This window comes from Paenibacillus alkalitolerans, from assembly GCF_016482785.1.
Taxonomy (GTDB): Bacteria; Bacillota; Bacilli; order Paenibacillales; family YIM-B00363; genus Paenibacillus_AE; species Paenibacillus_AE alkalitolerans.
Genome location: NZ_JAEMXM010000011.1, coordinates 41,418 through 55,792, shown reverse-complemented (window position 1 = coordinate 55,792; position 14,375 = coordinate 41,418). Strand labels below are relative to the sequence as shown.

Here is a 14,375-nt window from a genome sequence, read left to right as displayed (position 1 = left end):
CAAAGGAAAACGAGAATATCCCACTTGTCCTCATCCTTTCGCTTACCTTTTTGGACAAAGTGTGGCAATATAGGGATAGCTTCAAGCTTTTGAGGGAGAGTTGACAATGGCTTACGACGGACTTGTCGTCCGCGCCGTGGTGCATGAACTGCAAGCATTCATCGGCGGACGGCTTCATAAGATACATCAACCGAACGAGCATGAACTCGTGTGGACGGTGAGGGTTCAAGGAAAGACGGCAAAGCTGCTGCTTTCGGTCAACCCGACATATCCGAGACTTCATGTGACGGAACGCAGTTTTCAAAACCCGCTGGAGGCGCCGATGTTTTGCATGCTTCTTCGGAAGCATTGCGAGAACGGAGTCATTGAATCCATCGAGCAAACAGGCATGGAACGAGTCGTGCACATTCATATTCGCCAGCGCGACGAACTTGGCGATGTGAGCGTGAAACGAATCGTCTTGGAACTGACCGGACGCCACAGCAACATCGTTCTGACGGATCCGGCCACCGGTATTGTATTGGATGCGATTCACCGGGTAACCCCTGCTATCAGCTCGTACCGGGTCGTTCTTCCGGGCAGCGCATACGTCGAACCGCCGGAACAAAACAAAGCGAATCCGATTATTGTCGCGGAGAAACAGCAAGTAACGGAACTATTGCAACCGGATGGAGGCGGGGAACAGAACCCGGAATCGATCGCCAGACGTCTGGTAGACTTGTTCTCGGGTATAAGTCCGTTGGCGGCAAGAGCGATCGTCGGGTATGCCGCCGGCCCGGACCAAGATATTCCGGACACGGATGCGGTTGCGCAGAGTTTCGTGCGAACGATGGACGCCGTTCGGAACCACCGGTACGAACCGAATATCGTGACCGATGAGCGAAGCGGCAAATCGTTCTTTTCCGTTATTCCTCTTTCGCACATACAAGGCAAGCGCGTCTTGTTCGAAGGGATTAACGAATGCCTCGAGCATTACTACGGAGATAAAGCGGAACGGGATGCCGTTAAACAGAAAACTTCCGATCTGACCCGATTTCTTCAGAACGAAAAAAACAAGAACGAGAAAAAAATAGAGAAGCTGCGGGACACTTTGGAGGAAGCCCATGACGCCGACCGGTATAGAATCCTTGGAGAGCTTCTCAACGCGAATTTGCATCGCTTCGAACGCGGCGCCAAGCAAGTCGAAGTCGTTAATTTTTACGATGAAGAGCAGCGCGCGATCACGATCGGGCTCGACCCGCTGCTCACCCCGTCGGAAAACGCGCAGCGATACTTCAAAAAGTACCAAAAGATGAAAAACAGCCTGACCGTCGTTGAGGAGCAAATGCGTGAAGCGGCGGATGAGATTCGCTACATGGAAGACCTGCTTCAGCAATTGGACAGCGCCACGCTCGCGGACATCGAAGAAATCAGGTCCGAACTGGTGGAGGGCGGTTATATTCGCGACCGAAGCGGCCGGAAAGACAAGCGATTCCGGCGAAACGATAAGCCGCTGCTCCATAGTTACGTATCCTCCGAGGGCGTAACGATTTATGTCGGCAAGAACAATACGCAAAACGACTATATTACTAACCGGCTCGCACGGCCGACGGATACGTGGCTGCACACGAAGGACATTCCCGGTTCGCACGTCGTCATCCGCGGGGATGGATGGGGTCAAGCAACGCTCGATGAAGCTGCGAATTTGGCCGCGTATTACAGCAAAGCCAAACATTCAAGCGGCGTTCCCGTCGATTACACGCTCATCCGGCACGTTCGCAAGCCGTCCGGCGCGAAGCCCGGCTTCGTCATCTACGACCGGCAAAAAACCATTTACATTACGCCGGATGAAGAAAAAGTGAAAGCGATGGCTGCCGAGCCGAAATGACTTCCTCGCGCTAACGAACATTTAACCGCTCGTAACCGGAGCTTCTCCGGTTAGAAGACTCCCGCTGCCCGATTTATCCGTTCGTAACCGGAGTTTCTCCGGTTACAACACTCCCGCGGCCCGATTTACCCGTCCATAACCGGAGTTTCTCCGGTTAGAAGACTCCCGCGGCCCGATTTACCCGTTCATAACCGGAGTTTCTCCGGTTAGAACACTCCCGCGGCCCGATTTACCCGCTCGTAACCGGAGTTTCTCCGGTTAGAACACTCCCGCGGCCCCGATTTACCCGTTCGTAACCGGAGCTTCTCCGGTTAGAACACTCCCGCGGCCCCATGTACCCGCTCGTAACCGGAGTTTCTCCGGTTAGAACACTCCCGCGGCCCGATTTACCCGCTCGTAACCGGTGTTTCTCCGGTTAGAACACTCCCGCGGCCCCGATTTACCCGTTCGTAACCGGAGCTTCTCCGGTTAGAACACTCCCGCGGCCCCGATTTACCCGTTCGTAACCGTAGTTTCTCCGGTTAGACACAGTCGGGCGCTCTTAGGAGTAACTTCCCTTTCATCTCCCCACCGCTCACCCGGCCTTGCCTTCCTTCGGCTCCGGCTGGCGGAAAACGCAAGTGTACTTCCCCCCGTTCACCCAATACACGTTAACCGACAACGGACGAGGCTCCTGGAAGTACATTACATGCGTAAATTTCGCCAGTCCGGAACGAAGCGCGATGTCCTTCGCGGATTTCGCCGTTGCAATCCCTGCATCCACCGTCAGCGCGATCGCCATATCATAGCTTGGGAACCCGACCAGAAAAGACGAGGACATCCCTTTCTCCGCCATATCCCGTAGAAAGAACTGGAGCTGAAACGGGTGCCCCGCATCATAAAACACGTGCATTCGTCCGCCTTCCCAATAATTCAAAGCCGGGAACGATTCCTTAGGAGGTACCCACCCCATCTTGCGCACGTTGTCATATGCAATGCGTTTCCAGCGGTTGCGCTGCCCCTCGGGCACCATCTCCTTATTTAAAAACAGGCAAAGTCCGTCCCTCCGCTCCATAAACAAGGTGTCCATTCCGTCCGCCGTCGTATCGTAAAGCATGGTTCCACCTCCCGGCTGACGGGTGGCGTAACGCTTCGGCCGCAAAACGGGGTATACGTGCTCTTCCCGGAATCCTTGCCAATCCTCCTTTAACCGGTGCGACATGCGCAATGCTTTCAGTTGGGCGTTCAGCCCTTCGATGACGCAGTTTATATCGTTCGTCCGTTGGTAAGCGGTCCAGATATTGTCGAAATTCATGATCGCCTTCGCATCCTCTTGATCCGCAAACCGCACCGTATACAACATATCTCCTTCTTCACCGGGTTCGAAAGATACCGCAGGCTCCTCTTCTTTAATGCGCTTAATTAAAAACTCAACCAGCTCATCCTTGGAAAACAACAGCACTCCCATAATCAATCTCTCCTTATCAAATATATACAGATCTTGGCGGAAAGGCTGTACCCTCGACGCCCGGCAAAACAAAAACACCTCCATCCCGGCTTATAGCCGAAACGAAGGTGTGCTTCACCATCACTATGATCTTGTTCTCATTACAATATCATCGAACAGATGTATGTGCAAGCTAATTTTTTAAAACGGCCACAGAACTCGATAACGATAAATCCGAGCCTGCAACCGAGAATACTTCGCATACAACGCCACAAAACGACATTTCCGAGACTGCAGCCGAAATTACTGAGCCTGCACAACCGCCGCGGCAGTTATGCCTGCGCACTATCGGCCGACGGCGGCCTTCCGATGCTTGTGTAAATAAATCCCGCATCCCGCATCCGCTCCGAATCGAACACGTTGCGTCCGTCAAAGACGTATGGCTTGCGCAATATCGAACGGACCTTGGCCAATTCCAGTTCGCGAACTTGCGGCCACTCCGTTACGATCAGCATCGCATCGGCGCCTTCCAACGCTTTATACGGATCCTCGGTGATGAACACGCCCGGCAGCAATGCCGCCGCCTTCCCGCCGCTGACGGGATCCCACGCGCGGACGGAGGCGCCGTATTGAATAAGCATGGAGATCACATCCAGCGAGGGAGCGTCACGCAAATCGTCGGTGTTCGGTTTAAAGCTCAACCCCATTACTGCGAGCGTTTTGCCGGCCAAATCTCCTCCGAAAGCAGCGCGAACTTTGCGGACGAACCGTTGTTTTTGCAGCTGGTTCACTTCGATAACGGCGCGCATGATTTTAAAATCGTAATCTGCGTTCTCCGCAATAAACAACTGCGCGCGCGTATCCTTGGGCAGGCAAAAACCGCCGTAGCCGATACCGGCATTCAAGAAGGCGCCTCCGATTCGCTTGTCCATGCCCATCCCCTTCGCAACCATGGACACATCCGCTCCGACCTTTTCGCAGATGTTCGCCATCTCGTTAATGAACGATATTTTCGTTGCAAGAAACGAATTGGACGCGTATTTGATCAATTCCGCACTCTCGCGGTTCGTCATCAAAACAGGCGCCTCGAACGGGGATAACAGCTCGCGAACGGTTTCCGCCGCGGCGGCATTTTCCGCTCCTATCACAATTCTGTCCATATGGAACGTATCGTGAACGGCGGTGCCTTCCCTCAAAAATTCGGGATTGGATACAACGTCGAACGACGCGCCGGGACCGGCGTGCATACGAAGCAAATCCTCCGCCATCTTTCCCGTACCGACCGGAACCGTGCTCTTCATGACGACGATCTTGTAGCCGTCGGCCGATTCCGCGATTTGCTTCAGCACCGTCTTCACTTGGGTCATGTCCACATCGCCGTTGTCGAGCGACGGGGTTCCGACCGCAACGAACAGCACATCCGAATCGCGGACCGCCAAGGACAGGTCGGTTTCAAACCGGAGCCGCCCCGCTTCGACATTGCGCTTGACGATCGGCTCAAGCCCCGGCTCGAAAATCGGAATGTCGCCCTGCCGCAACCGGACGATTTTCGCCTCATCCCGGTCCACGCAAACGACGGTGTGGCCTACCTCCGAAAAGCATGCGCCGGAAACGAGTCCGACATAGCCGGTTCCGACCACTCCAATCCGGTTGCTCACCTGCCGGTCCCCTCCCACTGCCTAACAATGGATGATAAATACGAACGGACGGATTCGGCCAATTCCGGTCGGCGCAGCGCAAACTCGATCGTCGCTTCGATGTATCCGAATTTATCGCCGATATCGTAACGTTTGCCCTGCAGCGTGTATGCGAGCATCCGACGCTCTTTGTTCAATATGCGAAGCGCGTCCGTCAATTGTATTTCGCCGCCGCGGCCGGGGCTCAAGTTCTCCAGTATTTCAAACACTTGCGGCTCGATAATGTACCGTCCGATAACGGCGCGGTTTGAAGGAGCTTGTTCCCGGTCCGGTTTTTCGATCAGGTCGTCGATCCAGGAGGCGTCGGGCATCCCTGCAACAGAGCCTGACGGTGAAATAATGCCGTATTTGCTCACTTCGTCCCACGGCACTTCCTGAACGGCGACCGCGGATGCCCGGCACTCCTCGTACAATTGGATCATCTGGCGCAGGAAGGAAGGATCGGATTCGATAATGTCGTCGCCAAGCAGGACCGCGAACGGCTCGTCGCCGATAAACGTCCGCGCGCACAATACCGCATGTCCGAGTCCGAGCGGCTGTTTTTGGCGAATGTAGTGAATATCCACCATATTGGAGATGCTTCGGATGAGGTTGAGCATCTCCTCGTTCCCTTTTTCCTCCAACATCAACTCAAGCTCGATCGATTTGTCGAAATGGTCTTCGATCGCACGTTTGTTTCGACCCGTTACGATAATGATATCTTCGATGCCGGCCTCAATCGCTTCTTCCACAATATATTGAATCGCCGGCTTATCTACGATCGGCAGCATCTCTTTAGGCTGCGCTTTCGTAGCGGGCAAAAACCGTGTGCCTAAACCTGCCGCGGGTATAATCGCTTTGCGTATCATTGAATTCCTCTCCCTCTCCTCTCGATCAGGGCTTGCAAACGCCGAACGTCGGAGGCGTCGGCCGTTCGGGAGCCTAACGGCGCATGAAACGCCGCTCCATCCCGGTATCCGTGAAAATCGGAGCCGGCCGTAGCGGCCAAGCCGAGCGATTCGGCCAGCCGCCGAAACCGCTCTTCTTTCTTCTCGTCGTGATCCGCATGCGCAGCTTCCAAGCCGTCCAATCCGGCGGCTGTCAATCTGCGCGCAATCGATTCCCCATCGCGGTACAACCCCGGGTGTGCCAGCACCGCGGCGCCGCCCGCTTCATGAATCCACTCGACGGCTTTCTCCGGCGATACTCTAGGTATATTGACATATGCCTTGCGGCCCTCGCCGAGCAGCCGGTCGAATGCCTCGGCAACCGAGGAAACGAAGCCTTTGCGAACGAGCAGCTCCGCGATGTGCGGCCTTCCGACCGCCCTGTCCTTATCGCTCCTCCGTTCCGCCGCGATCGCCTCCGCTTCCGGCAGCGAAACGTCGTATCCGAGCTGCCGCAGCTTCTCGAGAACCATTTCGTTCCGCTTGTACCTCGATTCGCGCTGTTCGGCCAAACGGCGGATGAACGTTTCATCCTCCGGATCGGTCCAAAGCCCGAGAACGTGAACGTCGCCCCCGCCCTCGCTCGTGCTGATTTCGACGCCGGGAATGACCGTCACGGACAGCTGTTTGCCGGCTTCAACCGCTTCCGCCACTCCGCTTACCGTGTCATGATCGGTGATTGCAAGACCCGCAAGACCTGCCTCAACAGCCAGACGGACGATCTCCGCCGGCGTCAGACGCCCGTCGGATGCCGTGGTGTGGGTGTGCAGATCGTACTTCCCCTCCTTCAATACGTCCTCTCCTTTACAACCATTTGCTTAAATCCCTTTCCCTCAGGAACGTAAGAAACGTTACCGCGGAAATCGGCAGCAGGGTGGATTTTAAATACATTGCGTAAAAATGCCGCGCAAACCGGATTCCTTCCAACGGCACCATCCTCAGCACTCCCAACGCAAGTTCGTGCTTGACGGAAGTTTGTGATATAAACGTGATGCCGAGTCCCGCTTCAACCGCCGACTTCACCGCACCGGTGCTTCCGAGCTCCATGACGATCTTCATTGACTCCGGATCGATGCCGACGCGGCGAAGCTCCTCCTCCATCACTTGACGCGTCCCGGAGCCTTGCTCCCGAAGGACGAACGGGTAACGGAGAACGTCTTCCATCGTGACGCGATCCATCGACAGGAGCGGATGCCCGCCGGGAACGATGAGCTTCAGCTCGTCGCTGAGAACCGGCTCCGTATGCGCTTCGGGATGAACGATGGGAGCTTCGATCAATCCGAACGTCAGCTGGTGGCGAATCATATCCTCCAAAATCTGGGTTGAATTCATCACTTTCATTTGGATCGATATGTTGGGGTATTCTTGATTAAACGGTCCGAGTATGCGGGGCAAAATATATTCCCCGATTGTCAGACTCGCGCCAAGCTGAAGCCTTCCTTGAAGCATGTGAGTGAATTTGGACATGGCGACGTCCGTTTCCTTCACAAGCTCGATGCTTCGCTTCGCGTATGAGAGAAGAACCTTGCCCGCTTCCGACAATTCGATTTTTTTCGTGGAGCGGTGAAACAATTTCGTGCCGAAATACTCTTCGAGAGCTTGTATCTGCATCGTTACCGCAGGCTGCGTCATATGCAGCACAAGCGCTGCCGCGGAGAAGCTTCCCTTCTCCGCCACGGTGTGAAAGATGTGCAATTGATGGAAGCTTAGCGCCATCGAGCGGATCCTCCGCCTTCATAAAAAGTGTGAGTTCCAACTAATTATATCAAGTCTTTGAGCTTATGAAAAACGCACAGAGGCAAGAAAAAAGCGCGGTGCCGCATCGCCCGCGCCTTATCGCCTTTTCCGGCTGTTTTTAATTAACGTCATGCGCCGCGAATGCCGCAGCCATGAATAGTACGTTCGTAGGTCCCGCAGCTCCATTGTCTCCGACATACGACCCAGAAAAGTAACGACGATCATCTTGTCAAGAGGCTTCCCCTCGATGTCGGTATGCTTGTCCGACGGGGCGAATTCCGCGACGAACACCAAGTCTTCTTCCACTGTATATACGTCTTGTTCATTGCGATAATAGGACTGGATCGTCCCTTTCTTCAAATGCTCCCACAGAAAGGCGCAAATATCGTCAAATCCGGTCTTAGTCGATTCGACCCGGTTGACCCAACGCTCCTTCGCATGATTCGTAACGATAATATCCGCTACCCGCTTGTCCCCTAACTGTACAAAAAAAGACTCGTACGTGTTCCACCTCTCCGTCGCTTTGTCCTTCATTCGTCTCACCACCCCGGCTGACTTTTCATATTCGTTACCCTCATATTACATCACCTCCACATTTTTTCCAGTTAAATAGAAACGCATAAAAAAATGCCCCCAGAGACCAAAGGGGCATTGCAAAATTCCGAAAAATGTGCTTACAAGATATCAATAAGAGTAAAACCTGGTTTTGTCTGGAATATTACTACTATATTCCGTAGGAATTTCGCCCCGGTACGATCGTTCCACTTTCTTTACATAGGGAAGTCGTTGTATACTTTTCATCGTCTCCTCCGTTCGATCGGCGTGTACATAAAGCACAGCGTAAAACATTCTTTTGGAAACGTAATGAAGCGTTCCGTACTTCTCCAAATTCCGGGCGGACTTGGTATCGTTCAACCAGACAATAATGCCGTGGCGTTCCGCAAACATTGGATTCCTCATTTCTGCGTTTCACTCGCTCAAGTTATTTAAAATTATAGCAATTGAAAGGAGAGGCGAACGTTATGCATGAGGCACCGCAGCTCGTTCATATCACGAGGGGGGCCATCGTCGAGAGCGTTCACAGGGGGCATATCGCGGTTGTCGACGTTTCCGGCCGCGTAACGGCGAAAGCCGGAGACCCCGCATATGTGACGTATGCCCGTTCCTCCGCAAAATTGCTGCAAGCCGTTCCCGTTGTCGCATCGGGCGCGGCGGAAGCGTTCAAGTTTTCGCCTCAAGAAATCGCCATACTTTGCGCTTCCCACAGCGGAGAGGCGCTGCACGTTGAAACCGTGACTGCAATGCTGGCGAAAATCGGCATCGATCAAGGCGCGCTCCAATGCGGAGCTCACGCGCCGTACCACAAGCCGTCCGCAGACGAGCTGAGACGGGAAGGGCGGCAGCCCACTCCGTTACATAACAATTGCTCGGGCAAGCATTCGGGCATGTTGGCGCTCTCAATTCATCTTGGGGCGCCTCTTGACACGTATATGGAGCCGGATCATCCCGCGCAGCGGCAAATGCTTGAAACATTCGCAGCGTTTGCCGGCGTCTCTGCGGATGATATTGCCATCGGCATTGACGGCTGCGGCGTTCCGGTATACGGCCTTCCCTTGAAAAATCTCGCGCAAGCGTTCGCCGGCTTGGGCAGCCCGTCCGAACATTTGTCTGCCGCCGCATGCCGGCAAATAACGGACAGCATTGCGCGGCACCCGAACATGCTTGCCGGGACAGGCCGTTACGACACTGCCCTGATCGAAGCTACCGGCGGCAGATTGATCGGCAAGATGGGCGCGGAAGGCGTGTTTGCCGTCAGCAACCCCGGATCCGGACTGGGGCTTGCCGTCAAAATCGAAGACGGTTCACAGAGAGCGCTGTATCCGGCGGCAACGGAAGCGCTAAAACAGCTCGGCTGGTTGAGCCTTGAAGAAACCGAGAAGCTGGCGCGGTTCCATGAGCCTGCCGTCCGCAACTGGAGCGGTACGGAAGTCGGCCGTACAACGTCCGTGTTCCGGCTGGAAATGCTCTAAAGGCACAAGGGATGAAGCACCGTGCCTTGTACTCTTATCCGCAACCCCCGCTGCAGCCTCCCGAACCGCACCCTCCTCCGCTCTTGGGGAGCGGGTCGTTGCTTGGCACTTTGACGGTATCGGACACCGAATGGGCGATCAGCACGGATATGTCGTACAGCAAGCGGTCCAACGCTTCTTCCGCTTTCTTGAATTCACGGATCGATTCGACTTTCTCCATCTCCGATTCCACGGCCTTCACCTCATCCAACGCCTCGTGGTAGTTCGGATGAAACTGGCCGAATCGCTCGCACTCCTCAAATCTTTCCTTCGCTTTCGCCATCTTCCGCAGAACGAGCGCAACCGTCTCGTCGCCCGCCATGCGGTCTTTCCAATATAAATAATCGGCGAGCTCCGCTGTCCTCAGCATGGCTGCGCCGAGTTCGCTCGCTTTATTAAGAAGCAAGGATATGTCTAAAGCTTGTCTCTCAGCGACACTCATGTCATCGACCTCTTTTTTTAAAAGAATCTACTCCATCATCATATCACAAACCTCGCTATAGAGAACTAGGAATTCATTCAAATTGCGAATGTCGCGAATGCTAGTCCGGCAGCAGCAGCTGAACTTCTTCCCATTCTTCCGGGATGATGGAAACTTCGCTTCCGTTCATATACCCCACGGCACGGAACCGGTCTCCGGCACGCTCGATCCGGCGGGGATAAAACATATGCTCCGCGCCGTCGCGGCCGAGCTTTACCGTCGTCTTGATCCGGGCCGCCGTCTCCATCAAATCTCTCATGGTGGACAAATGATACCGGCGGAATTGCTTCACCCACGACTGCGGTACGCTATCCGTAACCGCTTGAAGCTCGGGCGCAGGAGGCGCAGGGTCGACAGGAAAGAGAGAAGCGGTCCGCTTCTCGAAAATGATTCCCTGCGGGCGGTCCCCCCAATCGGAAGACGCTGCATCTATGCGAGCGGCCGGCGGCGCTTCACCTGCCGCTTCTCTTGTGCGCGGTTTGCTTTGCGAAACCGCGTTCGTCTTTCTCGGAGAATATCCTTGCCGCTCGAGCAGGCTGAACAATTCGTCCGCCTTGCCGCTAAATACGATAAAATCGCGATCGCTCAATTGTGCGGCGATAAAAGAAGTCGTCTGCGGATGGCTGCGGATTTGTTCCGCGTGATAGGCGTCGCGGCAGCGAAGCAGCGTTGCTTGTTCCAGCTTCACCGTTCCGTATTGTTCTCCCCATTCTCGGAGCGTGTCCTCCACATTCGAAGGCAATCCGTACTTCGCGCCTCCGCGCAGCGTCTCGATGAGCCGTTCGCTATCCCGGCCGCATTCGATCGCGCGCTGCCACGAATGCTTCGTCAAACGGTATCGTTCAACGTACTCTCCCCCTTCGTAAACCGCCGCAGCCTCCAACTCCCAGCGAAGTGAGTATGGCACGGCCGGCGTGACGATCACCTCGAAATCCGGCTGAACGTACCATCTGTTATCCGCTGCTTCCGCGGCGCCGCCTTCTTCCGTCCCCCTCCATCTGTAAGCTGTTTGTTCGGGATCGTTTGCCGCCGATCCGGACTCCAGCCACCCCAATGCGCGCATCGGTTTCAGCCAGTGGCTGGCGACAGCCAAGGCGGCTTCCTCTGCGGAACGGCTGCCGGCCGGCACACCTGCCGCAAGCATCGTATCGGCCATTCGGCGAGCCGTTGTCCATCTGCCTTGCGGCAGCGATCGCAGCAGAGCCGCCGCTTGCTGCAGCCAAACGTCGTTCGGCGTATATACTTCCCACCAAAGCTTCAACAAGCGTTCATCCATCTCGCGCGCGGACAATTCGAGCCAGGACAGCACTTTACCTTCAACCGGCGCGGATTGATCCACTCCGTTGTTCAACAGTCCGAGCCGGAGCGCGGCGTCGTACACAACGGCAAAAGAAATGCCGTACTTGTCTTGATGCATGTATGAACATTGCATGCCTGCAAATTCCGAATCCGTTACGTCGAAGCGCTCGGTCACCCGCTGAAGATCCCGCTTGTGCAGCGTTCCTTTCTGAGTCAAAGGCAATCCCTCGAATTGCGCGATCGCCAACAAGCCGAACAGGAGCGACGCCAACCCCCGTTTCGGTTCATTGTGAGGCGCTGCATGCTCGTCGGCAACCGTCCAATCGTCCGGACTTGCAGGCATATACGCTTGCCGCCAATGATCGAACACACCCGTGGTCAGCGAGTGAATCCGTTCGCCCCAAGCTTTCTTGCGGGTCGTTACAATTCCTCTGCGCCTGAGCCGGGCAACGCCGATTTCAGCTTCGTATCCCGTCAACGCCCAGGGAGCGGCCGCCTCCAGTGCGTCGCAGGTGAACGGCTCTTCGGCGAAATGCAGCACAATGACGCGAAGCGTCTTATCTTCCGTATTCGTCAGGCGCAGCTCTGCATCTTTCATCACACGGTCTCCTCCTGAACGACCGAATCCAACGAATCCGGCGAAGCCAGCGAATCCAACGAGTCCGCGATCCGGTACCTGTACCCTTGTTCCACCAAAAAAAGCTGACGTTTCAACGCATACTCCTGTTCTTTGCTGTCCTTCGTGACGATGGTGTAAAAATGCGCGGTATTCGCCCCTGCTTTCGGACGAAGCACGCGCCCGAGACGTTGAGCCTCTTCCTGCCTCGAACCGAAGCTGCCGGACACTTGAACCGCAACGGAAGCGTCCGGCAAATCGATCGCGAAATTGGCCACTTTCGAGACGATCAACAATTTCAAATCTCCCTGTCTGAACCGCCGGTATAACGTTTCCCTTTGGTCATGGGGCGTTTCACCCGTTATCAAGGGGGCATGGAACGCCTCGGAGAGCAGATCGAGCTGGTCCAAATATTGACCGATGATCAGCGTCGGCTCCCCCGCATGAATAGAGAGCAGCCGGGCGACCGCCTTTTGCTTCTCCGGATTTTCACCCGCAATGCGGTGCTGCTCCCTCGACGTGCCATCCCTGTATGCGGAAAGCGTCTGACGATTCATCGGAACGCGAACTTCGCAGCAATTCACATCCGCAATCCAACCCCGCGCCTCCAATTGCTTCCAAGGGACATCCATCCGTTTCGGACCGACGAGCGAAAACACGTCATCCTCCCGGCCGTCCTCGCGAACGAGCGTCGCCGTCAGGCCGAGACGCCGGGTGGCCTGAATTTCCGCCGTCGCCCGAAACACGGGAGCGGGCAGCATATGCACTTCATCGTACACGATGAGTCCCCATTGTCGTTCCCGGAACAGCTTCATATGCGAGAACGGGGCATCCTTCGCTTTACGGTGCGTGAGCATATGGTACGTAGCAATCGTGACCGGTTTCACTTCTTTGCTGACCGCCCCGTATTCGCCGACTTCCTCGGGGGACAATTCCGTCTTGTCCAACAGCTCCTCCTTCCACTGCCGGACCGAAGTGGAATTCGTGGTAAGAATCAGCGTGGCGCAGTTTAACTTTGCCATCGCGGCGATCCCGATCACGGTTTTACCCGCGCCGCACGGAAGCACCAACACGCCGTTGCCTCCCGACGCGGAGCCGCCGCGATAGAAAGCTTCCACCGCCCGCTCCTGGTAATCCCTCAGCCGAAACGGCTTTCCCGATGCGGACGTCGTCCGCAGACGGATCGGAATCGATTCGCCGGTCACATAGCCCGCGATATCCTCCACCGGGTATCCGAGCTTAAGCAGCTCCTGCTTGACGTGACCGCGGTCCGCAAGCCGGATGCCGAGCGCACCGGTTTCGCGAAACGATTCGAAGTGAGGCCGAAGCGAGCTGTAGCTTTCAAGCCGCCTCAATACGTCATCATCCTCGCATTGCAGCATCAACCGCTCGCCTTTTTGCACCATTCTTATCAATCCGTACCGGTTGACGAAAGATGTGATTTCATCGCACACTTTCTTCGGGACGCCGAATCTTGCGTACGCTTCCAGTTGGCCGACGATGCTGTTGGCGGTCAAGCCCGAAGCCGCCGCATTCCAAAGCGACAGCGGCGTGATGCGGTATGTATGCAAATGATCGGGGCTTTTCCATAGATCGGCGAAGCCGCTAAGCGCCGTACGGGCTTCCTCCGTCAGCGGATGATCGGTTTCGAGCAGCACGGTGCAATCGCCCTGCACGATGAGAGGCTTGTTGTTCATGTCGATTGTCGGTTCACCCCGTTGTTTAAAAATGCAAAAACTCCGCTTTCCATCCGGGAAAACGGAGTGTTCGGAATGCTGCGCTTTTGCTTATCGAGTGGTGCCGATCGTGTCGCGGCGCTTCTCGGAAATGTCGCTGAGCGCTTTCCCGGCTTCGTCTTCGGTCATTTCCCGAACTGCCAAGTCGCCGATCGCAACGACGCCTACAAGCTCATTGTTGTCAACGACGGGCAAACGGCGAATTTGGTTTTTCGCCATAATTTTAGCGGCTTCGTCGATGCTCTTATCCGAGGATATCGTAACGACGGTTTGGTCGCTCATAACGTCGTTTACCGGAGCGGAACCGGAATTTTTCTCGGCGTAACCCCGGATGACAAGGTCGCGGTCGGTAATGACACCGATCAATTGCTTGCCTTCGACGACAGGCACGAAGCCGATATTGTGCTGTTTCATCTTTACCGCGACTTCATAAATATTATCTTTCGTAGTAACCGTAACGATGTCCGTTTCCATTATTTCTTTCACGGTTTGGACCGTCTTCATGTTGGAACTCTCCTCCT

The 14,375-nt window shown here is 55.3% G+C and carries 13 protein-coding genes; 2 read left to right on the top strand and 11 right to left on the bottom strand.

Annotation, left to right across the window (positions count from 1 at the left end; all coding sequences use genetic code 11):
* The first annotated feature begins 106 nt into the window (after positions 1 to 106).
* Positions 107 to 1,867, top strand: a complete 1,761-nt coding sequence (locus JET16_RS17235; RefSeq protein WP_199617817.1) for an Rqc2 family fibronectin-binding protein — start codon at positions 107 to 109, stop codon at positions 1,865 to 1,867.
* A gap of 574 nt (positions 1,868 to 2,441) precedes the next feature.
* On the opposite strand, the gene JET16_RS17230 is transcribed toward JET16_RS17235, so the two are convergent.
* The 7 genes from JET16_RS17230 to JET16_RS17200 all read right to left on the bottom strand — a co-directional run bounded on the left by JET16_RS17230 (position 2,442) and on the right by JET16_RS17200 (position 8,601).
* Positions 2,442 to 3,314, bottom strand: coding sequence for a hypothetical protein (locus tag JET16_RS17230; protein ID WP_199617815.1), 873 nt, complete (start codon positions 3,312 to 3,314; stop codon positions 2,442 to 2,444).
* A gap of 311 nt (positions 3,315 to 3,625) precedes the next feature.
* Entirely contained in the window at positions 3,626 to 4,951 is a 1,326-nt protein-coding gene (locus JET16_RS17225; RefSeq protein WP_199617813.1) for a UDP-glucose dehydrogenase family protein, read from the bottom strand.
* Positions 4,948 to 5,838 carry a UTP--glucose-1-phosphate uridylyltransferase GalU gene (gene galU / locus JET16_RS17220; protein ID WP_199617811.1) on the bottom strand — a complete coding sequence of 297 codons (891 nt, stop codon included), beginning with the start codon at positions 5,836 to 5,838 and terminating at the stop codon, positions 4,948 to 4,950. Before galU ends, JET16_RS17225 begins: the two co-directional genes overlap by 4 nt.
* Complete coding sequence (locus tag JET16_RS17215) at positions 5,835 to 6,707, bottom strand: PHP domain-containing protein (protein ID WP_199617809.1); 873 nt, start codon at positions 6,705 to 6,707, stop codon at positions 5,835 to 5,837. Before JET16_RS17215 ends, galU begins: the two co-directional genes overlap by 4 nt.
* Before the next feature lie 13 nt (positions 6,708 to 6,720).
* Positions 6,721 to 7,632 (bottom strand): selenium metabolism-associated LysR family transcriptional regulator, encoded by a 912-nt coding sequence (locus JET16_RS17210; RefSeq protein ID WP_199617807.1) that lies wholly within the window; start codon positions 7,630 to 7,632, stop codon positions 6,721 to 6,723.
* A 117-nt stretch (positions 7,633 to 7,749) separates the two neighbouring features.
* Positions 7,750 to 8,187, bottom strand: a complete 438-nt coding sequence (locus tag JET16_RS17205; RefSeq protein WP_199617805.1) for a hypothetical protein — start codon at positions 8,185 to 8,187, stop codon at positions 7,750 to 7,752.
* Positions 8,188 to 8,337: 150 nt separating this feature from the next.
* Positions 8,338 to 8,601 (bottom strand): YlbG family protein, encoded by a 264-nt coding sequence (locus tag JET16_RS17200; RefSeq protein WP_199617803.1) that lies wholly within the window; start codon positions 8,599 to 8,601, stop codon positions 8,338 to 8,340.
* A 74-nt stretch (positions 8,602 to 8,675) separates the two neighbouring features.
* Between JET16_RS17200 and JET16_RS17195 the strand changes: the two genes are divergently transcribed.
* Positions 8,676 to 9,683, top strand: coding sequence for an asparaginase (locus JET16_RS17195; protein WP_199617802.1), 1,008 nt, complete (start codon positions 8,676 to 8,678; stop codon positions 9,681 to 9,683).
* Between the two features lie 34 nt (positions 9,684 to 9,717).
* Here the strand turns inward: JET16_RS17195 and JET16_RS17190 are convergent, their stop codons facing one another.
* The 4 genes from JET16_RS17190 to JET16_RS17175 form a co-directional block, all read right to left on the bottom strand.
* Complete coding sequence (locus JET16_RS17190; protein WP_199617801.1) at positions 9,718 to 10,164, bottom strand: YlbF family regulator; 447 nt, start codon at positions 10,162 to 10,164, stop codon at positions 9,718 to 9,720.
* 100 nt (positions 10,165 to 10,264) lie between these two features.
* On the bottom strand, positions 10,265 to 12,100 hold the full coding sequence (locus tag JET16_RS17185) for a helicase-associated domain-containing protein (protein WP_233531795.1): 1,836 nt from the start codon (positions 12,098 to 12,100) through the stop codon (positions 10,265 to 10,267).
* Positions 12,100 to 13,815 (bottom strand): DNA repair helicase XPB, encoded by a 1,716-nt coding sequence (locus JET16_RS17180; RefSeq protein ID WP_199617799.1) that lies wholly within the window; start codon positions 13,813 to 13,815, stop codon positions 12,100 to 12,102. Before JET16_RS17180 ends, JET16_RS17185 begins: the two co-directional genes overlap by 1 nt.
* A 90-nt stretch (positions 13,816 to 13,905) precedes the next feature.
* Positions 13,906 to 14,358 (bottom strand): CBS domain-containing protein, encoded by a 453-nt coding sequence (locus JET16_RS17175; RefSeq protein WP_199617798.1) that lies wholly within the window; start codon positions 14,356 to 14,358, stop codon positions 13,906 to 13,908.
* Positions 14,359 to 14,375 lie beyond the last annotated feature (17 nt).